The 25,529-nt window shown below is 71.1% G+C and carries 19 protein-coding genes; 7 read left to right on the forward strand and 12 right to left on the reverse strand.

Going from position 1 to position 25,529, the window contains the following annotated elements; all coding sequences use genetic code 11:
• Positions 1-164: 164 nt before the first annotated feature.
• The 5 genes from EF387_RS08415 to EF387_RS08435 all read right to left on the reverse strand — a co-directional run bounded on the left by EF387_RS08415 (position 165) and on the right by EF387_RS08435 (position 7,154).
• A complete protein-coding gene (locus tag EF387_RS08415; RefSeq protein WP_128375874.1) occupies positions 165-1,226 on the reverse strand; it encodes a nucleoside triphosphate pyrophosphohydrolase in 1,062 nt (353 codons plus the stop codon).
• Positions 1,227-1,484: 258 nt separating this feature from the next.
• On the reverse strand, positions 1,485-2,144 hold the full coding sequence (locus EF387_RS08420; protein ID WP_128375875.1) for a SurA N-terminal domain-containing protein: 660 nt from the start codon (positions 2,142-2,144) through the stop codon (positions 1,485-1,487).
• A 286-nt stretch (positions 2,145-2,430) separates the two neighbouring features.
• Entirely contained in the window at positions 2,431-3,912 is a 1,482-nt protein-coding gene (locus EF387_RS08425; RefSeq protein ID WP_274388927.1) for a serine/threonine-protein kinase, read from the reverse strand.
• 38 nt (positions 3,913-3,950) lie between these two features.
• Positions 3,951-4,658, reverse strand: a complete 708-nt coding sequence (locus EF387_RS08430) for a hypothetical protein (protein WP_128375877.1) — start codon at positions 4,656-4,658, stop codon at positions 3,951-3,953.
• A gap of 330 nt (positions 4,659-4,988) precedes the next feature.
• A complete protein-coding gene (locus EF387_RS08435; RefSeq protein WP_128375878.1) occupies positions 4,989-7,154 on the reverse strand; it encodes an N-6 DNA methylase in 2,166 nt (721 codons plus the stop codon).
• A 246-nt stretch (positions 7,155-7,400) separates the two neighbouring features.
• Between EF387_RS08435 and EF387_RS46625 the strand changes: the two genes are divergently transcribed.
• Both EF387_RS46625 and EF387_RS08440 read left to right on the forward strand, forming a co-directional pair.
• Entirely contained in the window at positions 7,401-7,565 is a 165-nt protein-coding gene (locus EF387_RS46625; protein ID WP_155589748.1) for a hypothetical protein, read from the forward strand.
• A 205-nt stretch (positions 7,566-7,770) separates the two neighbouring features.
• The gene (locus EF387_RS08440) at positions 7,771-8,517 is read left to right on the forward strand and encodes a hypothetical protein (protein WP_128375879.1); all 747 of its coding nucleotides are present in this window, start codon (positions 7,771-7,773) and stop codon (positions 8,515-8,517) included.
• A gap of 146 nt (positions 8,518-8,663) precedes the next feature.
• Here EF387_RS08440 and EF387_RS08445 read toward each other — a convergent pair whose 3' ends face one another.
• Entirely contained in the window at positions 8,664-9,665 is a 1,002-nt protein-coding gene (locus EF387_RS08445; protein WP_128375880.1) for an ArsR/SmtB family transcription factor, read from the reverse strand.
• A gap of 214 nt (positions 9,666-9,879) precedes the next feature.
• Between EF387_RS08445 and EF387_RS08450 the strand changes: the two genes are divergently transcribed.
• Positions 9,880-11,106, forward strand: coding sequence for an MFS transporter (locus tag EF387_RS08450; RefSeq protein ID WP_128375881.1), 1,227 nt, complete (start codon positions 9,880-9,882; stop codon positions 11,104-11,106).
• A 19-nt stretch (positions 11,107-11,125) separates the two neighbouring features.
• Here EF387_RS08450 and EF387_RS08455 read toward each other — a convergent pair whose 3' ends face one another.
• Together EF387_RS08455 and EF387_RS08460 are read right to left on the reverse strand one after the other, a co-directional pair.
• Positions 11,126-11,857, reverse strand: a complete 732-nt coding sequence (locus tag EF387_RS08455) for an HNH endonuclease family protein (RefSeq protein WP_202918186.1) — start codon at positions 11,855-11,857, stop codon at positions 11,126-11,128.
• A gap of 549 nt (positions 11,858-12,406) precedes the next feature.
• Positions 12,407-13,375, reverse strand: a complete 969-nt coding sequence (locus tag EF387_RS08460) for an SCO6745 family protein (RefSeq protein WP_238431396.1) — start codon at positions 13,373-13,375, stop codon at positions 12,407-12,409.
• A 120-nt stretch (positions 13,376-13,495) separates the two neighbouring features.
• On the opposite strand from EF387_RS08460, the gene EF387_RS08465 reads away from it, so the two are divergent.
• Complete coding sequence (locus EF387_RS08465) at positions 13,496-14,074, forward strand: TetR/AcrR family transcriptional regulator (RefSeq protein ID WP_128375882.1); 579 nt, start codon at positions 13,496-13,498, stop codon at positions 14,072-14,074.
• A gap of 167 nt (positions 14,075-14,241) precedes the next feature.
• On the opposite strand, the gene mfd is transcribed toward EF387_RS08465, so the two are convergent.
• The gene (gene mfd / locus EF387_RS08470) at positions 14,242-17,781 is read right to left on the reverse strand and encodes a transcription-repair coupling factor (RefSeq protein ID WP_128375883.1); all 3,540 of its coding nucleotides are present in this window, start codon (positions 17,779-17,781) and stop codon (positions 14,242-14,244) included.
• Between the two features lie 382 nt (positions 17,782-18,163).
• Here mfd and EF387_RS08475 point away from each other — a divergent pair, with 382 nt between their 5' ends.
• Together EF387_RS08475 and EF387_RS08480 are read left to right on the forward strand one after the other, a co-directional pair.
• A complete protein-coding gene (locus EF387_RS08475; RefSeq protein ID WP_128375884.1) occupies positions 18,164-18,460 on the forward strand; it encodes a type II toxin-antitoxin system Phd/YefM family antitoxin in 297 nt (98 codons plus the stop codon).
• Positions 18,457-18,708, forward strand: a complete 252-nt coding sequence (locus tag EF387_RS08480; RefSeq protein WP_128375885.1) for a type II toxin-antitoxin system RelE family toxin — start codon at positions 18,457-18,459, stop codon at positions 18,706-18,708. Before EF387_RS08475 ends, EF387_RS08480 begins: the two co-directional genes overlap by 4 nt.
• Positions 18,709-18,946: 238 nt before the next feature.
• Here EF387_RS08480 and EF387_RS08485 read toward each other — a convergent pair whose 3' ends face one another.
• The gene (locus tag EF387_RS08485; RefSeq protein ID WP_128375886.1) at positions 18,947-21,526 is read right to left on the reverse strand and encodes an ABC transporter permease; all 2,580 of its coding nucleotides are present in this window, start codon (positions 21,524-21,526) and stop codon (positions 18,947-18,949) included.
• Entirely contained in the window at positions 21,523-22,311 is a 789-nt protein-coding gene (locus tag EF387_RS08490) for an ABC transporter ATP-binding protein (protein ID WP_128375887.1), read from the reverse strand. The genes EF387_RS08485 and EF387_RS08490 overlap by 4 nt, the downstream gene beginning before the upstream one ends.
• A gap of 573 nt (positions 22,312-22,884) precedes the next feature.
• On the opposite strand from EF387_RS08490, the gene EF387_RS08495 reads away from it, so the two are divergent.
• On the forward strand, positions 22,885-24,414 hold the full coding sequence (locus EF387_RS08495) for an MFS transporter (RefSeq protein WP_238431397.1): 1,530 nt from the start codon (positions 22,885-22,887) through the stop codon (positions 24,412-24,414).
• A 6-nt stretch (positions 24,415-24,420) separates the two neighbouring features.
• Here the strand turns inward: EF387_RS08495 and EF387_RS46630 are convergent, their stop codons facing one another.
• Positions 24,421-25,293 carry a coiled-coil domain-containing protein gene (locus tag EF387_RS46630; protein WP_155589749.1) on the reverse strand — a complete coding sequence of 291 codons (873 nt, stop codon included), beginning with the start codon at positions 25,291-25,293 and terminating at the stop codon, positions 24,421-24,423.
• Positions 25,294-25,529 lie beyond the last annotated feature (236 nt).

Raw genomic sequence — 25,529 nt, forward strand, 5'->3', positions numbered from 1 at the left:
CAGGCAGAAACCCGGACCACGCCCGGACAGCCCCAGGCAGAAACCCGGACCACGCCCGGACAGCCCCAGGCAGAAACCCGGACCACGCCCGGACAGCCCCAGGCAGAAACCCGGACCACGCCCGGACAGCCCCAGGCAGAAACCCGGACCACGCCCGGACGGCCTCAGGCGGGGAACCCGGGCAGGTCCTCGTCCTCCCCCTCCACCGTGTCCTGGGCGTCGGCGGACGCCGTGCCGTCCGCGGCCGGCACGCCCTCCACCGCCCGTACCGCGTCCCGGTACGCCCGGGCCGCCACCCGGAGCGCGGACTCCGGGTCCACGCCCTCCGCCTCGGCCCGGACCGCCATGGCCAGCAGTTCGTACCCGACGCCCCGGCCGGCCGGGAGCGGGACGTCTAGTCCCGCGGTGCGGACCCGCGAGGCCAGCTTGGCCGCCAGCGCCAGCCCCGGCTGCCCCAGCGGTATCCCTTCCGTAACCGAGGTACGGCGCTTCTCCTGCGCCTTCGTACGCAGCCAGTGCTCCTTGACGTCCGCGGCGGTCTCGGCGGTCTCGTCACCGAAGACATGCGGGTGGCGGTGGATCAGCTTGGTCACGATGCCGCCCGCCACGTCGTCCACCGAGAAGGGCTCCTCGGGGTCCTCCTCCGCGATGCGCGCGTGGAAGACCACCTGCAGCAGCACGTCGCCGAGTTCCTCGCGCAGTTCCTGCCGGTCCCCGTCCTCGATCGCCTCGACCAGTTCGTACGCCTCCTCGATCGCGTACTTCACCAGTCCCTTGTGGGTCTGCTGGGACGACCAGGGGCACTCGGCGCGGATGCGGTCCATGACCTGCACCAGGTCCAGGAGCCGGGCACCGGGCAGGTCGTAGGAGGCGGGCAGCAGCTCCAGCTCGGGCATCCGTACACGGCCGGAACCCGCCAGACGGGCGAGGCCGTCGGTAAGCACCGGTTCCCCCTCGCCGGTCGCGACGACCGCGACCGTGCGCCCGCCCTCACAGGCGTCGATGAGCTCCTGGGCGGTCGGCGCCGTCTCCTCGACCGCAATGCCTGCCTCCCGCAGGTACGGCAGCTGCGGGTGCGCGCCGTCCGCGCACAGTACCTGGTCGGCGCCTTGCAGGGCCTGCCAGGCGGGCCAGGACAACAGGCCCGGGGCCACCCGGTGGGTCGTGGTGAGCAGGACGATGCGCCCGGGGTCGCGGCCGGGGTCTTGGGAGCTGGTTGCGTTCACACCCCGAACGTAACGCACACCAAAGGAGCCGAAACCCGGACACCGGACAGTGCCCCGGCGGCAGCGCAGGGGAAACGCAAGGGGAGGCGGCAGCGGCGGATCCTTACGTAGTGCGGCATCCACCTTGCGTCGTGTGCGTGGCCCCGAAGTGTGCGTAACCCGACGTCGCACGGGACCCCAGGTCATGCGGAGGGCACCTCACGCCATGTTTCGAGCCCCCACCTCGGCGGCGGGAACCCTGTCTCGAGCGGCCGGAACCTACGTCGTCTGCCCCGTCGCCGTCGTCGTGACGTCCTTCACCCACGGCGTCTTCGCGTCCACCCGGCCGCTCTTCTCCGCGTCCCACGCCCCGTAGCGCGGGTTCACGTCGACGTCGAGTTCCTTCGACGCGGACGACAGCGTCTTCCAGAACGCCGTCTTCCCCTCGGCCGTGTTCATGTCGATGCCGAGCGCGGCGGCCAGCTTCTGCGCCTCGACCTCCGTGCGGAGATTGTCGTCGAGGCGCTGCGGCGGCACCCCGTACTGCTGCAGCCATGCCGTCTCGAGCGCCTGGGGCCCGCCGGCCTGGCCCTCCATGGAGGCCCTGAACTGCTGGATCTCCTTGTCGGTGACGGTCACCCCGTTGTCCTCGGCGGCCCGGTGCAGCACCCGCTCCAGCACCATTCCGTGCAGCGTGTTCCGGGCGAGGCCGCCGGTCTTGGCGATGGCCTGCGCGTACTGGGCGTCGTCCGTGATGGCGGCCCGCTGTGCCTGGCGTACCTCGTCCACCCGGCTCTCGAGCTGTGCCACGGTGATGCGCTCCCCGCCGACGACGGCCGCCGCGCCCGGATGCGCATCGGCCCCGCAGGCACTGACGAGGGGCGCCGCGGCGACGAGAGCGGCGGAGAGGAGGAACGCGGTGCGGCGACGGCGGTGCAAGGTGGCCTCCCGGGAAGCAGCTTGTGCGGCGGTGCACAAAGTCTTGCGGTGATCGATGGTAGGCAGTGGCCCTGCGCTCGGCCAGCCATTCGACCAACGATTCGTGAAGTCTTCGGGCACCACTGCCGTCCCAGGAGCAACTGCCGACGGCGACGGCCGGGCCCGGCGCCCACGCGCAGGCACGGATGAGGCGCTCCCACGCGCAGGCACGGATGCTGCGCGGACGAGTCACGTCCACGCGCAGGCGCGGATGAGGCGAGGCGCGGGGTTTCTGGGTGTCCCGCGGTCAGCCGCGCACCTGTCCCAGCCACTGCAGCGTCCGCCGGATCTCCGCGACCAGCGGATGCCCGGTTCCGCGCAACCGCTCCACGTCGTGCAGCAGCCTGGCCAGCGTGTCATGGGCGGAGCCGCGGTCGCCGAGCGCGAGCAGCAGATGGCCGATGCGGCGGCGGACGTCCAGGGAGAGCTCCGGATCGCCGGCCACGTATTGGTTCTCGTAGTACGGCAGCAACGCCCGGTACTCGGCGAGCGCGGCGGCGGGTTCGCCGAGCTGTTCGAGGCACTGCGCGGCGTCGAAGCGGAAGCGCAGCGACTGCGGGTCGGCGTGGCCCGCCTCGGCGGCGCGTTCGTCGGCGAGGCGGCGCAGTTCGGGCAGTGCGCGCCGGTACTGGCCGTCGTCCATCAGCGTGGCCGCGTACTGCTTGCGCAGGGTGCGGACGACGGGCGAGTGCTCGCCGTGCTGTTCGGCGGCGGTCGGCAGGATCGCGCCGAGGATGTCGACTGCCTGGGTGATACGGCCCTCGCCGAGCAGTCGTTTGACCTCGTCGACGGCCTCGGCGACGTTCTTCTTCGCGTCGACCGTGGGCGTGGCCGGCTGCGGGGCCGGGGTACGGGCGCGGTCCGGCCAGGGGGCGTGCGGGCGCAGGAAGGGACGGGTGGGGTCGAGCGGGGCGCCGGTCGGGGTGCCGCGCGCGGGCAGCAGCGCCGACAGCTCCTCGTAGACGTCCTGCGCTGAGGCCGGCCGGTGCTGGGGGTCCTTGGCGAGCAGCCGCAGCACCAGCGACTCCAGAGCGTCCGGCGTCTCCGGGCGCAGTCTGCGGACCGGGACGGGGGGTTCGTACAGGTGCCGGTGGAGCACGCCGAGCGCGGTCGAACCCGAGAACGGCACGTCCCCGCTGAGGAGTTCGTGAATCAGCACGCCGAGCGCGTACAGGTCGGTGTACGGGCCGACCGCGCCGCCCATCGCCTGCTCGGGCGCCATGTAGGCGGGGGAGCCGATGGGCGAACCGGTGTGCGTCAGCCGGGTGGTGTCCGTGTCCATCACCGACGCGACGCCCAGGTCGAGGACCGTGACCGTGCCGTCCTGCTTGACCATGACGTTCCGCGGCTTGAGGTCGCGGTGCACGATCGGCACCGCGTGCACCGCCGACAGCACGGCACACAGCTGCGCCGCGACCGCGACGGCCCACTGCCACGGGTACGGATCGTGCTCGGCGAGGTGGTCGGAGAGGTCCGCGCCGTCCACGTACTGCATGACGAGGAACAGCTCCTCGCCCTCACTGCCGGCGTCGTGCACCGTGACCAGGCCCGGGTGGTCGACCTGAGCGGTGACCCGGCACTCGCGCACGAAGCGGCGGCGCAACTCGTCGGCCTCCGCGCCCGCGACCTTGTCCGGACGCAACAACTTCACCGCCACGCGCCGGTCGAGGCGCTGGTCGTACGCCGTCCAGACCTGGCCCATGCCGCCCTGCCCGAGCAGTGTGGACAGTTCGTAGCGGCTCGCGACGACACGTCCCGACGCCACGGTCACCTTCCGCCCTCGAACGAACCGCCTGAACCAGCCGAACCGCCCGCGCCGCCCGAACCGCCGTCGTGCTTGCGCAGGTAGTCACTGAGCTCGTCGAGTTCCGCGCGAACCTGGTCGATCCGGGCGGGCGCGGGACGCCCCGGCTGCGGGGGCGGCGGAACGGGGGTCTGGCCCAGCTGCGGTCCGCCCAGGGGCGGTTGGGGCTGGGGCACGGGGGTCTGTGGTAGCGGGGGCTGCGGTACCAGGGGCTGCGGCGTCGGTGTCTGGGCCATCGGCGGCGCGGACATCGGTGTCTGCGGCCGGGTCGTGCCGTACGGGGACGCGCCCTGCGGCGGGTAGCCGTATGCGGGCTGCGGGTAAACGGCGAACTGCGGCTGCTGGTAGTGGCGGATGTCGACCGCGAGGTAGTACGCGATCACACCCGCGAGCGTGCCGAGCAGCAGGACCATGCCCAGCTCGCCCCTCCACGTGGTGATCTCGTCCCCGGGGTCGGTGGCCAGGAGTGCGATGGCGGAGATGTCCAGCGCGGTCGCCAGGACGAACAGGAACCAGTCACGGATCTTCTGCGTGACGACGGCGAGGCGGAGCATCGCCGTCCAGGCGAGGAAGCCGACGCTGATCAGTGCGAGGCCCACGAAGGTCACGCGCAGCGCGACCAGGGTCCCGGTCGAGGGACGCCTTTGCGGCACGTAGCCGGGGCCTTGCATGGCTGCTCCTGGATGCCTGGTGGGGACGGAAGTTCAGTTGCCGTTCGAGCGTATCCGCCGACGCGGACTACCGGCCCGGGTTGTACCGAACCGTTGCCGCACTGATCACTTCGCGCGCCCACGACGACTCACCGGGCGTCACCGTACCCCTCCATCACGCGGGGCGGACCGGAGCGGTTCCGTCCGCGGCGCGTTCGCGAAGCGGGGCTCGTGCGGCGGCTCGTGCCGCGGTGCATACCCGAAACGGCCCGCGCACGCGGCTCATCCGGCTCATCGGCTCATCCGGCTCGTCCGGCCATCCGGCTCATACCAGGGCAAACTACGGGAGCCTCACTTCGCGAGGTCGGGGGAGATCGTGCCGTCCGTGAGGCCGTCGTACATCCCCTGCACGAGTTGTTCGCCGATGCGTCCCGCGCGGCGCAGCGCGTCCTCGAACTCCGCCAGGGCGCGGAACCGTTCGCCGTAGCGGCGCTGTTCGTCCAGCGGCACCCGGGGCAGTTGCAGCCGGCGTACGTCGAGCCGGGTCGCGGTGGAGGCGTAGCTGCTGGCCCGGCGGTTGTTGGCGGTCCCGCGCAGGAAACCGGCGAGGAACCAGGGGTCGAGCGCGGTCGGGTCGGGGCGCAGCAGGGCGAGGCCGCGGCCCAGCGCGGCCCCGGCGGTCCGGTCGTCCACGACGCGCGCGACGGCGCCCCCGCCCACCACGGGGACGACGACGTCGCCCTCTTCGACGAGGACGGGGTCGTCACCGTCCGCGAGCGTTCCGGAGGGGGCGTTTCCGGTCAGGACGTCGTGATCGGTCAGGACGGCGACGCCCTTGCCGTGCCGGTCGTCCCGGCCGCGGCGATCGCTCGGGTGGTGGCTTTCGCCCCGGTGGTGGCCGTCGCGCCGGTGGTGGCTGTCGCGCCGGTCGTGACCGTCGTGGGCCGTTCCGGTGGAGGTGCCGGACGACTGGGGCGTGCGCAGCGACAGCGTTCCCCCACGCGCAAGTTCACCCACCGTCGTCAGCGTCCACCGCGGATGCGCGCCCTCGGTGGCGGGTGGCGGGGTGAGGTCGGCGGTGAGTCGCAGCGTCTCCTGGAGGCGGTCCCGTACCGTCGCCAGTTCCCGTGCCCCGCCGCCCGCGGCCGGTGGCGGGAGATGGCGGGCGGGGGTCAGGTCCACGTCGTCGTCGAGGAGTTCGACGACCGGCACACAACGGCTGACCCCCGGCCGGTCCGGCGCGGCACCGGTCCCGTCGAACAGCCGCCAGGCGTCGAGCACCGCCGTCCGCACCGCCTGCCAGTCCAGGCTCCCGCGGCCGTCGGCCGCGACTGCGGGAGCGGCGTCGGCGAGGAGCAGTCCGGGGTGCGCGGGATGCGCGCCCCGCACGGGCCTGCGCAACACCCACAGGTGCAGCGGGATGTTGTACGGGGGCGCCGCCCCGACCGGCAGCGCGATCACCGCACGCAGCGCGCCGCGGCGCAGCAGGTCGGCGCGGATACGGCGGCCCGACCGGCGGGCGGCGACGGCGGGCGGCATCAGCACCACCGCCGTACCGCCGTCCTTCAGCCGGGCGAGGGAGTGCTGCACCCAGGCCAGTTCGGACTCGGTGCGGGCCGGGAATCCGTACTCCCAGCGGGGGTCGTAGGCGAGGTCCTCATGGCCCCAGTTGCGCTCGTTGAACGGCGGGTGGCAGAGCACGGCGTCGGCCTGGAGCGCGTCGAACGCGTCGGCCCGGAGGCTGTCCGTGCCGGCGGTGCGGACGGTGGCCCGGGTGTCCAGGGCGAGGCGCAGCGCGGTGAGCGCGGCGAGTTCGGGCGTGCTGTCCTGGCCGTGCAGGACTTGGTCCTTCAGCGGAGCGACCGCCCGCAGCAGCGCGCCCGCGCCGCAGGCGGGGTCGAGCACCGTGCGGGCGGGGCCGGCCAGTTCGGCCATGAGCTCGGCGAGGCCGGGCGGGGTGAGCGTGTGCTGGCGGGGATTGGCGTCGAGGTACCGGCCGAGCAGGAACGCGAACGCCTGCCGGGCCCCCACCTCCCCGGCGAGTTCGGCCGTGCCGCGCAGCAGGGGCACGGACGGGCGCAGCGCGGCGGACTTCGGTGTGGCGACGGCACGGCCATGAGCGGGGCCGAACTGCGCGGCGAGCAGTCCGTCGAGCGCGACGGGCATCAACTCTGTCAGCCGCGCGTCGGAGTCCCCGCTCACCTCCCGCCACACGCTCGGCCGGTCGTCGATGAGCAGCAGCGCGCCCCCCGCGTGGACGAGACCTGTGACGGGTCCCTCGGGATGTCCGGCCAGTTGCTGCCAGACCCGCTCCTTCAGCGGGACCTCGGCGAGCTTGCCCTGTCTGCGCAGCCAGTCCTCGACCTCGGCGAGCGCGAAGGAGGGGCTGGTCTCGGTGCCGCCGACGGGGCGCGGGAAGTCGGCGTGACGACGGCGCCAGTTGCTGACAGCGGCGCGGCCCACCCCGGCGAGCCGCGCGATTCCGGCAGCGGTCACCTCTGTCGCGTTGTCCTGCACCGGCCGCGCTCCCCTTCGTCGACTGTCAGTGTTACGCCGAGCATATCGGCATCCGCAAGATCCCCCGCTTCACACCGTGAACTCCACACTCAACGTGAACGGTGTTGACTCGGTTCACAGTCTCTGATCTCATTGACCCATCGAACGGGGGCCGCCCGAGGGGGGACGGCGGGAACCCGTGCGCCATGTGCCGCAATGCACGTGACGCACGGGTTCACACCCGCAGGGGCGGAGAGGTCGGACGTCATGGGGATGAAGAGCAGGGCCGCGGCGAGTGTCGCGGTGGGTCTTCGCGTCATGGGTGTGATGCCGGCGAACGCGCACCATGACCACGTCCACGACATCTCCGCCACCCGGAAGCCCTCGGACACGACCGGCAACGACACCGGCGTCCTCGGCAACACCTTCTGACCCTTCACCGGAAAGCCGGAAAGCTGGAGAAGCCCTGTTGAACCGGCCGGCCGGAAAGCCCGGTTGACACGGCCTTCCGCGCCACGGCCGCAACACAGCGCATCCACGCCTACAGCGCACACGCGCACAGGGCGCCCACGCGCACACACGCACTAGCGCACACGCACGCGCACGCGCACATCAAACACACCACGGGGGGAATCCCATGCGTCGCACTGCCCTTGCCGCTCTCTGCCTCGCCGCGGCTGCCATCACCGGACTGACCGGGTGCCTGCCCGGCGCCGAGCCCAAAGCGGCCGCCGAGCCGGAGGGCCCCTTCGCCGGACTGACCGGCGGCGAGATCGCCGACCGCGCCGTCGAGGCCACCTCCAACGCGTCCTCACTCCGCATGCGGGGCGACATCACCGAGGACGGGCAGCCCATGAGCCTGGACATGGCCCTCGACAGGAAGGGGCGGTGCGCCGGCAGCATGGCCCTGAAGAAGGAGGGCAAGGCCGACTTGATCAAGTCCGCCGACACCCTCTACATGAGGTACGACGAGGCCTTCCTGCGCGCCCAGTCCAAGGGTGAGCCGAAGGCCGAGACCGACGCGGCCGTGGACATGCTGGCGGGGAAGTGGACCAAGATGTCCGCGAAGGGCACCGACGCGAAGGACATGGCCGGCTTCTGCGACCTGGACACCGTCCTCGCCGACTTCGATGACGTCAGCTCCGACGCCGCCCGCGGCAAGACCACGACCGTCGACGGCGTTCCGGCGATCGTCCTCAACGAGAAGGACGGCGCCGACCGTTACACCCTCTACGTCGCCACCGAGGGCAAGCCGTACCTCCTGAAGGTCGTCAGCCACTCCGCGAAGGACCCCGGCACGGTCACCTTCACCGACTACGACAAGCCGGTACCGGCCGAGACGCCCAAGGGGCAGGTGCTGGACCTGGACGCATTGGCCGGCTGAACGCTTCCCGGCCGGGGTCGTACGGCGCTGTGTGGCCTCCGGCCACGCATGGGGCCGCCTTGTCCGGCCGGTTCCCGGCGACTGCTGGCCCGCCCCCTCCGGTTCCGGCCGGCCGCGGGCCTGCCGACGGGCCGCGTCTGCGAAAGTCACGCACTGCCCGGGCCTGCGCCGGCCGCGAGTTGGTCTCCGAGGGAGCTGCGGCGGTACAGCACGTGCCGTCCGTCGCGTGCCCGAGCAACCAGCCCGGTGGCGTACAGCACGCGCAGGTGCTGGGAGACGGCGCTGGGGGTGATCCTGAGGCGGCGGGCGAGCTCCACCGTGGGCAACGGCTCTTCGAGGAGGCTGAGCAGTCTCGCCCGGGGTGCGCCCAGCAAAGACGCCAGGGCGGTTCTGTCCGTGGGCGGAGCCGTGTCCCACAGCGTGGCTACTCCGCGGCAGGGATAGACGAGACTTGGCGGCTCGTCCGGGCTGACCGGGGGCGCGGGCTTGTGTGCGAACACGGACGGCAGGAGCAGCAGCCCTCGGCCGGAGGCCATGACGCGGTGCCTGCTGATCATCTTATCGATGCACAGTTCGCCGCTCTGCCAGCGCAGGTTCGGGTGCATGTCGGCGAACAGCAGTCGGGCGCCGCCCAGGGCCAGCTGACGGGCGCGATAGGTCATGTCGGCTTCCAGCACCAGTCGCATCTGCGGCCACATCGGCTCGAGGGCCACCTCCCAGTACCGCGTCAGGACTTCACAGATGGCGTCGCGAAGTCCGGTGACGCGCGCGTCGTCGGCCACGGCATCGTGCAGGGCCCCGGGGAGCGGGTCCGGTGCGTGCGCAAGCAGCAGGTCGTGGCGAACCTGAGCAGGACAGGCCTGCCGGACGACCGCGAGTTCTTCCTCGAAGACCGGTGCGAAGCTCGTGGGATTCGGCGTCAGGAAGTCAGGGAGGGTGCGCCGCCGGGCAACCAGAGACATCAGCAGATCGGCGTCGAGCGTGCCGAGTTCGCCAAGTTCGCCGAGTACGGACCTGCGCCAGGGCAGGTGCAGCGCGGACAGGCCCGGATCCTGCAGCACCCGCAGGCTGAACAGGGTTTCGTGCAGGGGCGAGAGAGCGAAGCGCGTGTCGGCGAGGTCCTCGACGCCGAGCACAAAGATGATCATTAAGCCATACGCTACATCGATTGGCGGCGGAACGTCGATGCCGTGGACTGCCGCCCATGACACGAACAACTCCTGAGCCAACTCCTGGGCAAGGCACCGCGATTGCCACCGGTGCGGCAGGCGGCATCGGCGCCGCGGTGGCGAGGCGCCGGCGGGTGACGGCCTTGCGGTCGGCGTGCTCGACCTGGACGAGAAGGACCGAGGTGGACTGAGGATGAGCCGCCGGATGACCCTGCTCCTGGCCGTGACCTGCGCGGTGGCCGTGGGCAACATCTACTTCCCGCAGGCGGTCATTCCCTTGGTTGCCTCAGGGCTGCACGTGTCTCCCGATTCGGCCTCCCTGACCGTGACCGCCACCCAACTGGGTTACATGGCCGGAATGTTCCTGCTGGTGCCGCTCGGTGACCGGCTCCCACACCGCTCGTTCCTCGTCGCCCTGCTCACTCTCACCGGCCTGGGTCTGCTCGCCGCGGGCTGCGCCCCCACCCTGCCGATACTCGTCGTGGCCAGTGCTCTCATAGGGCTCACCAGCGTGGCTGCGCAGGTCGTCGGCCCGCTGGCGGTCGATCTGGTGGCCGACGACCGCCGCGGTGCGGTGATCGGCACCTTGCTGAGCGGGTCGATCGGCGGCATGCTGCTGGCCCGCTCCTTCAGCGGGGCGCTCGGCGAATGGCTGGGGTGGCGGGCCCCGTACCTGGTGGCCGCGGCACTGGTCCTTGTTCTCGCAGGCATTCTGGCCCGCACGGTGCCGGCCACGACCCCGCCCTCCTGTCAGCCGTATCCGGCGCTCCTGGCCGAGTCGCTGCGCCTGCTGCGGGCCGAGCCGGACCTGCGGGCCTCCTGTCTCAATCAGGCCACGGTCTTCGCCGGGTTCTCGGCCGTGTGGACGTGCCTTGCACTCCTCCTCACCGGTCCCGCCTACGGTTTCGGCTCCCAGGCGTTGGGACTGCTCGCCCTGGTCGGCGGCGGGACCATGATCTGCGCACCGCTCGCCGGACGTCTGGTGGACCGCCGCGGGCCGGACCCGATGAACCTCGTCTGCATGCTGGGGGTCCTCTTCTCGGCCGCGGTCCTGACCGCGGGGGCCCTGGGCGGCACGGCGGGGCTGGCTGCCCTGGTCGCCGGCACGCTGCTGCTCGACATCGCCATGCAGTCCGGCATGGTCGCCAACCAGGCCCGGATCTACGCGTTGCGATCCGACGCCCGAAGCAGGCTCAACACCGCCTACATGACCTGCGCCTACCTGGGCGGCAGCGCAGGATCCTGGCTCGGGGTACGGGCATACGGCAAGGCCGGGTGGTGGGGCGTGTGTGCGCTCGTGGCCCTGCTCACGGTGGTCCCCCTCGCCCGCCACATGGTGGCGCTGTGCAGCCGGTCGCCCGGAGCGTCGAAAAGCCAGTCAGGGGCCGTTGCCGACAACCAGCCGATCCGCCCTCGATGAGAACCCACCCGTACCACTCTCAACCGCCGCACTGGGTCAGCATCATCCGCTTGTCCGGGGCTGTCACCGGCAGTTCGTACTTGATGGCGACCTGGGCGAAGCGGACCGCGTAGGCGCACCTGATCTGTTTGCTGGGCGGCAGCCAGGAGGCTGGTCCGGAATCGCCCTTGGCGGAATTGGCCCGCCCTTCGACCGGCATCAGGTTGAGCACGTCGTTGGCGAACTGCTTGCGCTTGCCCTCCGGCCAGCGCGACGCCCCCATCTGCCAGCCGTAGGACAACGGCACCACGTGATCTATCTGCACCTCGGAGGCCTGCTGCTTGCGCCACTCGATGGTCGTCCCGGTGTACGGGTCGTGCAGTGTCATCGCGACGACGACACAGTCGGAGCCGGATCGGAACCGTAGTTTCTGGCCGTCGCGCCGCAGGAGGTCGTTGCGGGTGTCACACCCGTTCCTCGCGAGCGGCACACCGTCGGCCGTGTCCATCCACGCGTAGCCGAACTCGTCCCGGGCGTAGCCCGTCTTGGGTCCCCGTCCCTTCGTGGAGAGCCGGTCGATGAGCTTGCGGGCGGCGGCCTCGTCCCTGTCCGTCGCCACGGGTGAAAGCCCGGGTTCCGTGCCGTCCGGGTTCTCCAGCGGGCTGACCGCCCGCCCGTCCGGCGCGGTCTGCTGCGCCCCGGCCCCCGGCGAGGTGCCGTCTTCGTCGAGGACTTCGCACCCCGCGCTAAGGAGGACCGCGGCCGCGGCCACCACCGCGGCCCGCAGGATGCGCGCGCGTTTCCCGGCGGCCCCCCTCGGGGAGTTGCGGCTCAGGGGGATGGCCGGGTCAGCGGTCCCGAACGTTGGGTCGGCGGTCCCGAACACCCCCTCAGCGGTCCCGGACCCCGGGTCAGCGGTCCCGGACGAAACGTGTGCCACCCCGTCATCGGCCCCGAGCGTCACCACGCGTCCCTCCCCTTCAGTCCCTGCTCCATGTCCTGAGGGCTGGTCTGGGCATTCCTCCCCGGGCCCCGGCGACCAACGGTAGCGGTCGGGAGATGTCGACCGCTTGGAGCATCAGAGCGGGCGCATCGCTTGGCTCGTGCGTATCGTCGTTCCTGACGCACCACCCGGAGGGGTCCCCATTCGGACGCCTCCTACGCGAACCATCCTGAGGAAGCCGCCCGCCGAGATCCACCACTCGCGGGCGGCTTCGCGTGGTGCCACCCTCCTCGATGCCGCCCTTCTCGATGCCACCCCGCTCACCCCCGTTCTCACCCCCCTGTTCCTCACGTCTCCTCAGGTCCTTCCTGGTTCTGGTCACACCTTCCCGATGCCGAGCGTCGTCTCGGACGGAAGCAGTCCGGAGCCGAGTGCCGCCACCCAGAACTCGCCCAGCAGGTCCGCCAGTCGCGTGGTGGCCTCCGCACCCAGGCTCTGCCAAGGGGCCGCGGCCAAGGCGTCCGTCTGCTGTTCCACCTGGTGTCGCAGGGCCCGGCCGGCTTCCGTGGCGGTGCCGTCCGGGTCCAGCAGGCCGCGCGCGGTCAGCCGCTCGACGGCCGCGTGCCATTCCTCCTCGCTCCAGCCGCGGCTCGCGAACCGTTCCACGGACGCGGCGCCTATCGCCGCGAAGGAGACCAGTGCCTCCACCGGATCCAGGCCCGCGACCAGCAGGGCCGCCAGATGGCCATCGCCGCGGTGCTCGCGCAGTATCGTCGCCGCGTGCCACAGCCGGAGGTGCGGGGCCTCGGGCCAGGGCAGTTCGGCGTTGGCGGCGGCCAGGGGACGGCCCGCGGTGTTCGCCGCCCCGGCCGCACGGCGGGCCAGCTCGGCGGCCTCCGCGAGCTCGGGGCTGCCGAGACGGTCGCCGAATATCGCGCGGTAGGTCCGGTCCACCGCACGCTCCCGCGCCCTCAGCACCTCGGCCGGGCTCGCGATGCCCCAGGCCGGGTCGATGTGCTCGGCGACCATACGGGGACTGAAGCTGTAGAAGGCGGAGCTCACACGTGTGCTCCCGGCGGCGCCCAGCGGGGCGGCACGGAACGGGAAGTAGCTCGGCCAGCGCTCCTTGGTGTCGTACCCGAGCCCGGCCGCTTCCTCGAAGGCCTCCGGGGCGTAGTAGTAGACGGCGTGCAGCGGCTCCAGCAGATGCCAGAGCTGGCGCACCCTGCTCAGCTCGACAGCCGGTTCCACGCTCCTGCGCCCGGCAGGCGGCTCGGTGCGCCGCTCGACACCGGGCGTGCTCGCACCGTCCGCACCCCAGACAGCCGCATTCGTGTTGTCCGACATGACAAGACTCCCTGTCCGCATCGGTCACCCAGGCCAACCATCCAGCCCGAACTTGACACTGACTAGATTGCCCCCATCGCTCCAACTTGTCAATGCCTAGATTCGGCGTACGCTGCTGCCATGCCGCCGACTCAGCGCCCGTACCACCACGGTGATCTCCGCCGCGCGATCCTCACCGCCGCTCTCGACGTGATCGCCGCCGAGGGCCCCTCCGCGCTGAGCCTGCGCGATCTGGCCCGGCGCGCGGGCGTCTCGCACGCTGCACCGGCACACCACTTCAAGGACCGCGCGGGACTGCTCACCGTGATCGCCGCCGAGGGGTTCGCCCTGCTGGCCACCGCGCTCGGCGAGGCCGACGACCTGCGCGACGCGGGGGTCCGCTACGTTCGCTTCGCGACCGAGCACCCCGCGCACTTCCAGGTGATGTTCCGGCCGGAGCTGCTGCGCGGTGACGACCTGGAACTCGCGACGGCCAGGGCACTGGCGGGGGAACGACTGCGCACCGCCGTCTCCGCGGTGCCGCCCGAGGGCCGAGGCGCCGACCAGCGACTGGCAGGTGTGGCGGCCTGGTCCCTGGCGCACGGCTTCGCCACGCTCCTGCTCAGCCACAACCTCGACGGGCCGGTCGGCGAACAGGACCCGGAAGAGGTGTTCCACGCCCTGGCAAGCCTGCTGTTCCGGCGCCGGCCCGACGAGTAGAACGCGAACCACCCCGGCCCCGCGCACCGACGCCCACGCCCCGGGCCCCTACCCCCGCGCCGCCGGCACCGGTGTGGACAGGGGACGTCAGCCGCACGCCCATACGGACATCTGCAACACGTCCATAAGCCGTCCATACGGACGTCAGCCGCACACTCCGCGAAGCCTCACGACCCCAGCACGGAAGCCAGGAACTCGCCGACCCACCCCAGCAACTCCCGCCCGACCAACGGCTTCCCGCCGACCTTCGCCGTCTTGGGCCGCGGCACCAGCACCTGGCGCACCGCCGGTTTGATGACCGTGCCGGGGTACAGCCGCTTCAAACGCAGTTCCTGGGACTCCCGCAACTCCACCGGGGCGAAGCGGATGTTGTTGCCCTGCAGGACGATCTCCCCGACGCCGCAGGAGCGGGCGAGCATGCGCAGGCCCGCCACCAGCAGGAGGTTCTCCACCGGCTCGGGAAGCTTGCCGTAGCGGTCCACGAGCTCTTCCCGTACGGCCTTGATGTCGTCCTCGGTGTTGACGGAGGCGATGGCACGGTAGGCCTGGAGCCGCAGCCGCTCGCCGGGCGCGTAGTCGTGCGGGACGTGCGCGTCGACGGGGAGCTCGATCTTGACCTCCAGCGGCGGCTCCTCCTCCACGCCGCCCTCCAGGGACGCTCGGTAGTCCGCCACCGCCTCGCCGACCATGCGTACGTACAGGTCGAAGCCGACGCCCGCGATATGGCCCGACTGCTCGCCGCCGAGCAGGTTGCCCGCGCCGCGGATCTCGAGGTCCTTCATCGCCACGTACATGCCCGCACCCATCTCGGTGTGCTGGGCGATCGTCGCCAGCCGCTCGTGGGCGGTCTCCGTCAGCGGCTTCTCCGGCGGGTAGAGGAAGTAGGCGTAGCCGCGTTCGCGGCCGCGGCCCACCCGGCCGCGCAGCTGGTGCAGTTGGGACAGGCCGAAGTTGTCGCCGCGCTCCACGATCAGGGTGTTGGCGTTGGAGATGTCGATGCCGGACTCGACGATCGTCGTGGAGACGAGCACGTCGAACTTCTTCTCCCAGAAGTCGACGACCACCTGTTCCAGGGCCGCCTCCGACATCTGGCCGTGGGCCGTGGCGATGCGCGCCTCGGGGACGATCTCACGCAGCCGGGCGGCGGCCCGGTCGATGGACTCGACGCGGTTGTGGATGTAGAAGACCTGGCCCTCGCGCAGCAGTTCACGACGGATCGCGGCGCCGATCTGCTTCTCCTCGTAGGGGCCGACGAAGGTCAGGACCGGGTGGCGCTCCTCCGGGGGCGTGGTGATCGTGGACATCTCACGGATGCCCGTGACCGCCATCTCCAGGGTTCGGGGGATCGGGGTCGCGGACATCGTCAGGACGTCGACATTGGCGCGGAGCTTCTTCAGCTGTTCCTTGTGCTCGACGCCGAACCGCTGCTCCTCGTCGACGATCACCAGGCCCAGGTCCTTGAACTTCGTCTCCGCCGAGAACAGCCGGTGGGTGCCGATGACGATGTCCACCGAGCCTTCGCGCAGCCCCTCCAGGACGGCCTTCGCCTCCGTGTCCGTCTGGAACCGGGACAGCGCCTTCACGTTGACCGGGAACTGGGCGTAGCGGTCGCTGAAGGTGCCGAAGTGCTGCTGCACCAGCAGGGTCGTGGGGACGAGTACGGCGACCTGCTTGCCGTCCTGCACCGCCTTGAAGGCCGCGCGGACCGCGATCTCCGTCTTGCCGTAGCCGACGTCGCCGCAGATCAGACGGTCCATCGGGACCGTCTTCTCCATGTCCTCCTTGACCTCGGCGATCGTGGTCAGCTGGTCGGGGGTCTCCGCGTACGGGAAGGCGTCCTCCAGCTCGCGCTGCCAGGGGGTGTCGGGGGCGAAGGAGTGCCCGGGGGCCGCCATGCGTGCGCTGTAGAGCTTGATGAGGTCGGCGGCGATTTCCTTGACCGCCTTCTTCGCGCGGGCCTTCGTCTTCGTCCAGTCCGCGCCGCCGAGGCGGTGCAGCGTGGGGGCCTCTCCGCCGACGTACTTGGTGATCTGCTCCAGCTGGTCGGTGGGGATGTAGAGCCGGTCGCCGGGCTGGCCGCGCTTGGCGGGCGCGTACTCGACGACGAGGTACTCGCGGGTCGCTCCCTGGACGGTGCGCTGCACCATCTCGATGTAGCGGCCCACGCCGTGCTGTTCGTGGACGATGTAGTCGCCCGCTTCGAGGGTGAGGGGGTCGATGGTCTTGCGGCGCCGGGCGGGCATCCGGGCGCCGTCCCGGCCGGCCGCCTTCTGGCCGGACAGGTCGGTCTCGGTGAGAACCGCGAGCTTCAGTCCCGGGTCGACGAAGCCGTAGTCGATCGAGCCGCAGGAGACATGCACCACGGACGGGCTGATGGCGGCGAGATCGGCGTCCAGCCGGGCGGCGATGCCCTCGCTTCCGAGGACCTCCACCGTGCGGGCGGCGGGGCCGTGGCCCTCGGTGACGAACACGGTGCGCCAGCCGTCGGCGAGCCAGCCCTTGGTGTCCGCGAGCGCCTTCGCGGTGTCACCGCGGTAGGTCTCCGGTGCGTGCATGCCCAGCTTGAGAGTGTCCGCGTCCGCGTCGTCGATGGCCTCGCCCGCCGCGAACGGGGACACCGACCACCACATCATGTCCAGTTCACGGGCGCGGTCCCGGACGTCCGCGATGGACCACAGCGAGGCCGCGTCGACGTCGATGGGGGCCTCGCCGCCACCGGCGGTGGCCGCCCACGACGCCTGAAGGAACTCCTGCGAGGTCGCCACCAGGTCCGCGGCGCGCGTGCGCACCCGCTCCGGGTCGCACACGACACTCATGCTGCCCTTGGGCAGCACGTCGAGCAGCAGCTCCATGTCGTCGACGAGGACGGGCGCGAGGGACTCCATGCCCTCGACGGCGATCCCCTCGGCGATCTTGCCGAGCAGTTCGCCGAGTTCGGGGTGCTGTTCGGCGAGCGCCGCGGCGCGTCGCCGCACCTCGTCGGTGAGCAGCAGTTCGCGGCACGGGGGCGCCCACAGGCCGTGCTCGGCGACCTCCAGGGAGCGCTGGTCGGCGACCTTGAAGTAGCGGATCTCCTCGACGTCGTCGCCCCAGAACTCGATGCGGAGCGGGTGTTCCTCAGTGGGCGGGAAGACGTCGAGGATGCCGCCGCGGACCGCGAACTCGCCGCGTTTCTCGACCAGCTCGACCCGGGAGTAGGCGGCGGCCGCGAGGGCGTCCACGACCTCGTTCAGATCGGCCGTCTGCCCGGTGCGCAGTGCCACCGGCTCCAAGTCGCCGAGCCCCTTGACCTGGGGTTGGAGCACGGACCGCACGGGGGCGACGACGACCGAGACGGGCCCCGTCTCCGGGTCGTCAGCGCTGGGGTGGGCGAGCCGGCGCAGCACGGCGAGGCGACGGCCCACGGTGTCGCTGCGAGGGCTGAGGCGTTCGTGCGGGAGCGTCTCCCAGGAGGGGTACTCCACCACGCCCTCCGGGGGCAGCAAGCTGCGCAGGGCCGCCGCGAGGTCCTCCGCCTCGCGGCCGGTGGCGGTGACGGCGAGCACCGCGCGCCCCGTGTCACGGGCCAGGGCGGCCACGGCGAAGGGACGGGCGGCCGGGGGCCCCACCAGGTCCACGTGCATGCGGTGGCCGTCGGCGGCGGCCTGGACCGCCTCGGTGAGGGCGGTGTCCTTGACTACGGCGTCGAGCAGACCGTGCAGGCTCATGAAGGGGCTTCCATCCCGGCTTGAGTGGGGTAACGCGAACCGCCCGACGCGCGCTGCGGGCCGGGGGAGGTGTTCCAGCCTACGACGCCGCGCTCGCGTGTGACGGGGCTGTGGACAACGCCCGCCGCGGGCCAGTGCACAACCCCCGTGACGGGTCTGTCGACAACACCTGTGCCCGGGTCTGTGAGCGAGGCCTGTGCCGGGTCTGTGAACGACGCCGGTGCCGCGTCTGTGAACGACGCCCGTGCCGGCGCCGGACGACCCGTGTTACGACGCTGTGCGCACGCGACGCCTCGGCTCCGCGGGGCCAGTGCCCGGGTTCAGCCCTTTGCGCCGGTTTCGGTCATCGACCAGGCCCGTCTCGAACCGTACAGTTCTGTACATGAGTCTCTCGCTTCCCAGCACGGATGCCACTTTTCCCCTCACCGAGGCCCGGGCTCAGTTCGGCTCGCTCGTCCGCCGGGCGTCCCACGACCGCCAGCGCATCACCATCACCGATCACGGCCGGGCCGCGGTCGTCTTCATAAACCCGAGGGAACTGGCCGAGCTGGAGGAGCGCGTACTGGAGCTGGAGGAACAGCTCGCACTCGCCCGGTACCGGGCGGAGAAGGCGAACGGCACGTTCGCCGGCGTGCCACACGAAGAGGTCCGCAGGTTGCTCGGCATGGAGGATGAGTGACCTACCAGATCATCTGGCACGAGCAGGCGACCAGCAACGCCGTCCGTTTCCTGAAGGACGACCCCGACGGACTGCGCCAGGTCTTCGCCGCCGTCGACCTGCTCGCCGACGATCCTCGTCCCGAGGGAACCATCGCCCTCGGCTCACCGGACCTGCGCCGCCTGCACGTCGGGCTGTACCGGCTCATGTACGAGATCAACGACGGCGCGATCACCATCTTCGTGCTGCACATCGGACGCGTTCCATAACCCCACGCGCGCATGGCCCGGGCCCGCCAACCGCACGCGCACACGGCCCGGGCGCCCAACCCCCGCACCTATCGGTACCAGCCCCGAGCCCGCCAACCACACGCACGCGTGGGGCCGGGCCCGGCGGATCTCCCCGCCGGGCCCGGCCCTTTCCTCGTGTTCCCCCGTTCCCAGTGCTCCCCCGTTCCCCGTGCTCCCCCGTTCCCCGTGCTCCCCCGTAGCCCCCGCCGGGTGGCGGCTAGTCGGTCGCGATCGCGTTCAGCACGTTCATCCGCCCCGCCCGGAACGCCGGGATCAGTGCCGCGAACAGTCCCACGAACGCCGAGCCGAGGAACACCGCCGTGATCGTCGGCCACGGGATTTCCAGGACGGTGAAGCCCTCGAGAGCCAGCAGCTGCTGCGCGGTCGCTCCCCAGCCCATGCCCAGGCCCAGGCCCAGCAGCGCGCCGAACAGGGCGATCACCACCGACTCCAGACGGATCATCCGGCGCAGCTGGCGCCGCGACAGGCCGATCGCCCGCATCAGGCCGATCTCCCGGGTCCGCTCCACCACCGACAGGGCCAGGGTGTTCACCACACCCAGGATCGCGACGATGATCGCGAGCGCCAGCAGACCGTAGATCATGTTCAGCAGCTGCCCGATCTGGTCCTTCAGCGCCTGCTTGTAGTCGGTCTGGTCGCGGACCTTGTACTGCGGGTAGTCGTCCAGCGCCGACTTCAGCGACTTGTACGCGGCCGCCTGCCGGCCGTCCTTGGCGGAGGCGAACACCAGCTGGTCGAGCGGCATCTTGTCGGCCGGCACGTACTTCGCCATCGTCGCGATGGACGTGTACATCGCACCCTGGTCGATGACCGCGTCACTGCTGGTGATGGCGCGGACCGTCAGCTTCGCCGCCCTGCCGTCCCTGAAGGCCACGGTGATCGTCGAGCCGAGACGGATGCCGTGGTCCTTCGCGAACTGCTCGTGGACGGACATGGAGTCCGGCCGGTAGGCGTCGGTGAGCTTTCCGGCGACCGTCTCGGTGCGCAGGTCCGTCGCGTACGAAGGGTCGGCCGCGGTGATCGCGGTCTTCTTGAGGGTCTTGCCGTCGGGTGTGGTGAAGTCGGCCTGGGTCCACTTGTACTCCGTGACCCGCTCCAGGCCCGGCGTCGACTTCACCGCCTTGACGGCCTCCGGGGTGACCAGCTGCCCGGTGTCGGACTGGATGATGAAGTCCGTGCCGACGGTTTTGTCGAGCTGGTCCGTGGCGGAGGCCACCATGGACGAGCCGACCACCGACAGGCACGCCACCAGCGCCAGACCGATCATCAGGGCCGCACCCGTGGCACCGGTACGGCGCGGGTTGCGCAGCGCGTTGCGCTCGGCCATCCGCCCCACCGGGCCGAAGACCCGCAGGACCGCCGCGCCCAGCACCCGGACCACGCCGCCCGCGAGCAGCGGGCCGATGACCACGAACCCGATAAGCGACAGCACCACACCGAGACCCAGCCACAGCGAGCCCTCGCTCGCCTTGTCGGCCGAACCGGCCAGGTAGAGACCGAACCCGCCGGCCCCGGTGAGGACCGTGCCGAGCACGCCCCGCACCAAGCCCGCCTTGGCGTCCGCCGGGGCACCGGCGTCACGCAGCGCGGCCATCGGCGACACCTTCCCGGCGCGCCGGGCCGGGAGGTAGGCGGCCAGGACCGTGACCACGACACCCAGCACGAGACCGATCACCGGAGTCGTCCAGGCCACCGTCAGATCGTCCGTCGACAGGTGCATGCCCATGGATCCCATGAGCTTCATCAGCCCGACCGCGATCCCGACGCCCGCACCGACACCGAGCACCGACCCGAACAGGCCGAGCAGCAGCGCCTCGACCAGCACCGACCGGTTGACCTGCTTGCGGGAGGAGCCGATGGCACGCATCAGACCGATCTCGCGCGTGCGCTGCGCGACCAGCATCGAGAACGTGTTGATGATCAGGAAGATTCCGACGAGGAAGGCGATCCCGGCGAAGCCGAGCATCGCGTACTTCATCACGTTCAGGAACTCGCCGACGTCCTTGGCGTTGGCGTCGGCGACCTCCTTGGCCGTCTGCACCTTCACGCCGTCGCCGAGCTCGGCCACCAGGTTGCTCTTCAGCTGCGCGTCACTCACGCCGGAGGCGGCCATGACGTTGACGTTCGTGTAGACGCCGCCTTTCCCGACCAGGGCCTGCTGCGCGGTCTTCGTGTCCAGGTAGAAGATCGCGGCACCGGGGTTGGTGACCGTGAACGTCGCGATGCCGGAGATCTTCGCCTCGTGGGTGCCGACCGCGGTGATCACACCGATCTCGTCACCGAGCTTCAGGTCGTGCTTGTCGGCGGTGTCCGCATCGACCATCACCTGGTCCGCGCCCTTCGGCGCCGCCCCGGAGGTGATCTTCATGGTGCGGGCGTCGTTGCTGTTCCAGCTGCCGACGATGGTGGGCGCGCCGCTGGACGGGGACAGGTTGTCCTTGTCGGCGTCGACGACGGTCACCGACGTCGAGAACACCGTCCCCTCCGCCGACTTCACCCCGTCCACCTTGCGCACCTCGCCGAGCACGGCGGCCGGCACGACCGGCGGCCTGCCGTTGTCGGACGTCGTCTCACCGGTGTCCGAGGAGCCCTTCGCACTCACCGTCACATCCGACGACGTGGCCGCGAACAGCTTGTCGAACGTCGTGCTCATCGTGTCGGTGAAGACGAGGGTGCCGCAGACGAAGGCGACGGACAGCAGGACGGCCACGGCGGACAACGCCATCCGCCCCTTGTGCGCGAAGAAGTTGCGCATCGAGGTCTTCATGACGGTCATGACGTGCGCCCCCGGGCGTCGAAGTCCTTCATACGGTCCAGAACCTGATCGGCCGTCGGCTGGTACATCTCGTCGACGATCCGGCCGTCGGCGAGATACAGCACCCGGTCCGCGTACGAGGCCGCCACCGGGTCGTGCGTCACCATCACGATGGTCTGGCCCAGCTCGTCCACCGACTTGCGCAGGAAGCCGAGGACTTCGGCGCCGGCGCGCGAGTCGAGGTTTCCGGTCGGCTCGTCACCGAAGATGATCTCCGGCCGGGCGGCGAGCGCCCGCGCCACCGCCACCCGCTGCTGCTGACCGCCGGAGAGCTGGGTCGGACGGTGCTTGAGCCGCTCCCTCAGCCCGACGGTGTCGACGACCTGGTCCAGCCAGGCGCGGTCCGGCTTACGGCCCGCGATGTCCATCGGCAGCGTGATGTTCTCCAGCGCGTTCAGCGTCGGCAGCAGGTTGAACGCCTGGAAGATGAAGCCGATCCGGTCCCGTCGCAGCTGTGTGAGCTTCTTGTCCTTCAGCCCGGTGATCTCGGTCTCGTCGAGGTAGATCTGCCCCGAGGTGACGGTGTCGAGCCCGGCGAGGCAGTGCATCAACGTCGACTTGCCGGACCCCGAAGGACCCATGATCGCGGTGAACTGACCGCGGGCGATGTCCACGTCGACGTGGTCGAGGGCGACGACACGCGTCTCCCCGGAGCCATACGCCTTGACGACCTGTCGCGCCCGCGCGGCAACGGCCGTACGCCCGCCAGTTCCCCCGTGCCTGGTGATGGTCACAGCCGATGTCACGGTAAGTCTCCTAAGTCGGTCAACGTCTGGTCAACGCCGTTCGCCGGTCATGTCCTGGTGCTTCGGTGTGCTGCGCTACGCCGATCAGTCTGGTCGCGGACGGGGGTCCGGCGCGCTGGTGCCCGGCCCCGTCTTCTGCTGGGGAAAACCCCACCCCCCACGGTGCGGTCGGTACGACGTCCCGTACCTGACCTGCGCCCCGTCGGCGTAAAGCCAGCCTAAGGAGCGGGCACCGTCCGCCTCTTCCTCCGGTGGTACGAGCCCTACCCCATGCTTAGTACCGAGGTACCCCTAGGGGCTCTCCACCGCCAGGTGGAGGGAACTCGGGGTTCCGCCCACCCCTCGCCCCGTCAGCGTCCACCCTGCCGCCCCGTCAGCGTCCACCCTGCCGCCGCGTGAGGGTCAAGGCCGCCCCGCGCACCAGCCCCAACACCTACACGGCACACCCGAGGCCTCACTCGCACCCGCACCGCGCCGTCCCACCGCACGGAACGGCACCCTCCCGCCGCGCAAGACCTCGATGAGATGGTGTTCGCCGACAGATCGATGCAAGGGGCAACGGGAAGGAATCCGGTGGGGGATACCAGACCCGCGACACACGACACCGCACAACGCACCCGGACCGGCAGACGCGGACCCGTGGTCGCCGCGCTCATGCTGTCCATGGCGCTGGTCGCCCTCGACTCCACCATCGTCTCCACCGCCGTCCCCCAGATCGTCGGGGACCTGGGCGGGTTCTCCGTCTTCTCCTGGCTGTTCTCCGGCTTCCTGCTCGCCGTCACCGTGACCCTGCCCGTCTACGGCAAGCTCTCCGACACCTTCGGCCGGCGGCCCGTCCTCGTCTTCGGCAGCGCACTGTTCCTGCTCGGTTCACTGCTGTGCGCCGCCGCCTGGAACATGGCCGCGCTCATCGCCTTCCGGATCGTCCAGGGCCTCGGAGGCGGTGCCCTGCAGGGCACCGTGCAGACACTCGCCGCCGACCTCTACCCGCTCGAGGAACGCCCCAGGATCCAGGCCAAGCTGTCCACGGTGTGGGCGACCTCGGCCGTCATGGGCCCAGCACTCGGCGGGATCCTCGCCTCATACGCCGACTGGCGCTGGATCTTCCTCATCAACCTGCCGGTCGGCGGGCTCGCCCTGTGGCTGCTCGTCCGCCACCTCCACGAACCCCGCCGCGACACACCCCGGCGCCCGCGCATCGACTGGGCGGGCGCCCTCGCCGTCTTCGCCTGCGGCGGCGCCCTGCTCACCGCCCTCGTCCAGGGCGGCGTCGCCTGGCCGTGGCTCTCCACCCCGTCACTGGCCCTGTTCGGCACCGGACTCGCGCTGGCCGCGGTCGTCGTGGTGATCGAACGGCGGGCCGCCGAACCCATCATCCCCGGCTGGGTGTGGCGGCGCCGCACCATCGCGGCCGTCAATCTGGCCCTGGGCGCGCTCGGCCTGCTCATGGTCGCCCCGACGGTGTTCCTGCCGACCTACGCACAGTCCGTCCTCGGCCTCGCCCCGATCGCCGCCGGATTCGTACTGTCCGTGTGGACGCTCAGCTGGCCCCTGTCGGCGGCACTCAGCCAGCACGTCTACCGGCGCATCGGCTTCCGCGCCACCGCCATGCTCGGCATCGGCATCGCCACCCTGCTCCTGCTCGCGTTCCCCTTCCTGCCCTACCCCGGCGAACCATGGCAGCCGACCCTGCTCATGCTGCTGCTCGGCGGAGCGCTCGGCCTCTTCCAACTCCCGCTCGTCGTCGGCGTACAGTCCACCGTCGGCTGGGCGGAACGCGGCACCACCACCGCGTCCGTCCTGTTCTGCCGTCAGACCGGCCAGACGCTCGGCGCGGCCCTGTTCGGCGCGATCGCCAACGGGGTGCTGGCCGCCCGGCTCGGCGGCGCCGGCGACCTCGACTCCGTCGCCCGCGACCTCGACGACAGCGCGGCCTCCGACCACCTCCGGCACGCGATCGCCGAAGCCGTCCACGCCGTCTACCTAGGCGCGGCCGCGGCCGCCGCACTCGCCTTCCTGACCCTCCTCCTACTCGCCCCGCGCCGCTTCCCCGTACTCAGCACCCCTGAACCACACCAGGACCACGCGCCCGTACCCGACTGACCATCCCTACTCCGCGGCACGGCCCGTCAACGCGGAAAGGCTGTTGCGGATGTGGTCCATGTGCGCCCGCACCTGGTCCCACTCCTCGCCATGCGCGCGCAGCGTCCGCTCCGTCTCACGGGCGATCCGCTCCTCCCGCGCCCGGGCCTCCGCCAGGATCTCGGCCGCCCGGGCGACAGCCTCCTCCTCGCAGTGCGGCGCCACCCGCTGCGCCTCCGCATGCGCCCGCTCGGCCGCCACGAGCGCCACCTCGGCCCGCGACACCATGTCCGCGTGGTGCGCGTCCAACGCGGCCTCCCGCTCCGACAACTCCCGCTCCAGCGCCGCCCACCGCTCCGACTGCTCCTTGTGCCGCTCCTCCAGCAGCGCCTCGGTCCGCTGCCGCACCTCCCGCAGCGCGGCACACGCCTCGCCGCGGAACTCCTTCACCTCACGCCGCGCCGACACCCGGATCTCATCGGCCTCCGCCTGCGCCGCCAGCAGCCGGTGCCGGGCCCGCTCCTCCACCTCCGCCGTCAACTCCTCGGCCTCGGCCCGCGCGGACTCACACACCTGCCGGGCCGCCGCCTCCACCTCCTCCACCAACGCCCGCGCCGCACCGCGCGCCGACTCGCGCACCGCCGCGGCCTCCTCCAGTCCGAGCTGGAAGATCTGCTGCGCGCGCTCACCGAGCAACTCGTACGTCTGCTCCCCGAGCCCCGCCACCACCTCGCGCAGCCGCAGCAGCTCCTCCTCCATCCGCCTGGCCAGCACGGTCAGCCGGGCCGCCCGCTCCCACGCCGCGTCCCGCGCCTGAGACAGCTCCGCCGCGTACGCGTCCACCTGATCGGTCCGGTACCCCCGCCCCCGTACAACGACGAACCCCTGCGCGCTGCTCATCCGGAACCCCTTTCGGCGGGCACTACGTACACCAACGATGATTCCGCGCACATCTTGATGGATCAGACGGAAGTGTTCATAACGCGACACTCCGCCCGGACGAGGAGCAGACATGACGAAGGCGCCCGACCCGCCACGCGGATCGAGCGCCCATCACCTGCCATCAGCAGAGAACGTCAACCAAGAACGCCAACAAGAACGCCAACCATGAACGTCAACCAGGAGCTACGACAGCA

Origin of the sequence: Streptomyces cavernae (assembly GCF_004023625.1) — a bacterium.
Taxonomy (GTDB): domain Bacteria; phylum Actinomycetota; class Actinomycetes; order Streptomycetales; family Streptomycetaceae; genus Streptomyces; species Streptomyces cavernae.

Bases quoted from the DNA above. Each gene is read 5' to 3' on its own strand.
- EF387_RS08485 (WP_128375886.1), bottom strand. From the start codon at position 21,526: ATGACCGTCATGAAGACCTCGATGCGCAACTTCTTCGCGCACAAGGGG.
- mfd (WP_128375883.1), bottom strand. From the start codon at position 17,781: ATGAGCCTGCACGGTCTGCTCGACGCCGTAGTCAAGGACACCGCCCTC.
- EF387_RS08460 (WP_238431396.1), bottom strand. From the start codon at position 13,375: ATGTCGGACAACACGAATGCGGCTGTCTGGGGTGCGGACGGTGCGAGC.
- EF387_RS08475 (WP_128375884.1), top strand. From the start codon at position 18,164: ATGAGTCTCTCGCTTCCCAGCACGGATGCCACTTTTCCCCTCACCGAG.
- EF387_RS08465 (WP_128375882.1), top strand. From the start codon at position 13,496: ATGCCGCCGACTCAGCGCCCGTACCACCACGGTGATCTCCGCCGCGCG.
- EF387_RS46630 (WP_155589749.1), bottom strand. From the start codon at position 25,293: ATGAGCAGCGCGCAGGGGTTCGTCGTTGTACGGGGGCGGGGGTACCGG.
- EF387_RS08445 (WP_128375880.1), bottom strand. From the start codon at position 9,665: ATGATCATCTTTGTGCTCGGCGTCGAGGACCTCGCCGACACGCGCTTC.
- EF387_RS46625 (WP_155589748.1), top strand. From the start codon at position 7,401: ATGGGGATGAAGAGCAGGGCCGCGGCGAGTGTCGCGGTGGGTCTTCGC.
- EF387_RS08430 (WP_128375877.1), bottom strand. From the start codon at position 4,658: ATGCAAGGCCCCGGCTACGTGCCGCAAAGGCGTCCCTCGACCGGGACC.
- EF387_RS08450 (WP_128375881.1), top strand. From the start codon at position 9,880: ATGAGCCGCCGGATGACCCTGCTCCTGGCCGTGACCTGCGCGGTGGCC.
- EF387_RS08440 (WP_128375879.1), top strand. From the start codon at position 7,771: ATGCGTCGCACTGCCCTTGCCGCTCTCTGCCTCGCCGCGGCTGCCATC.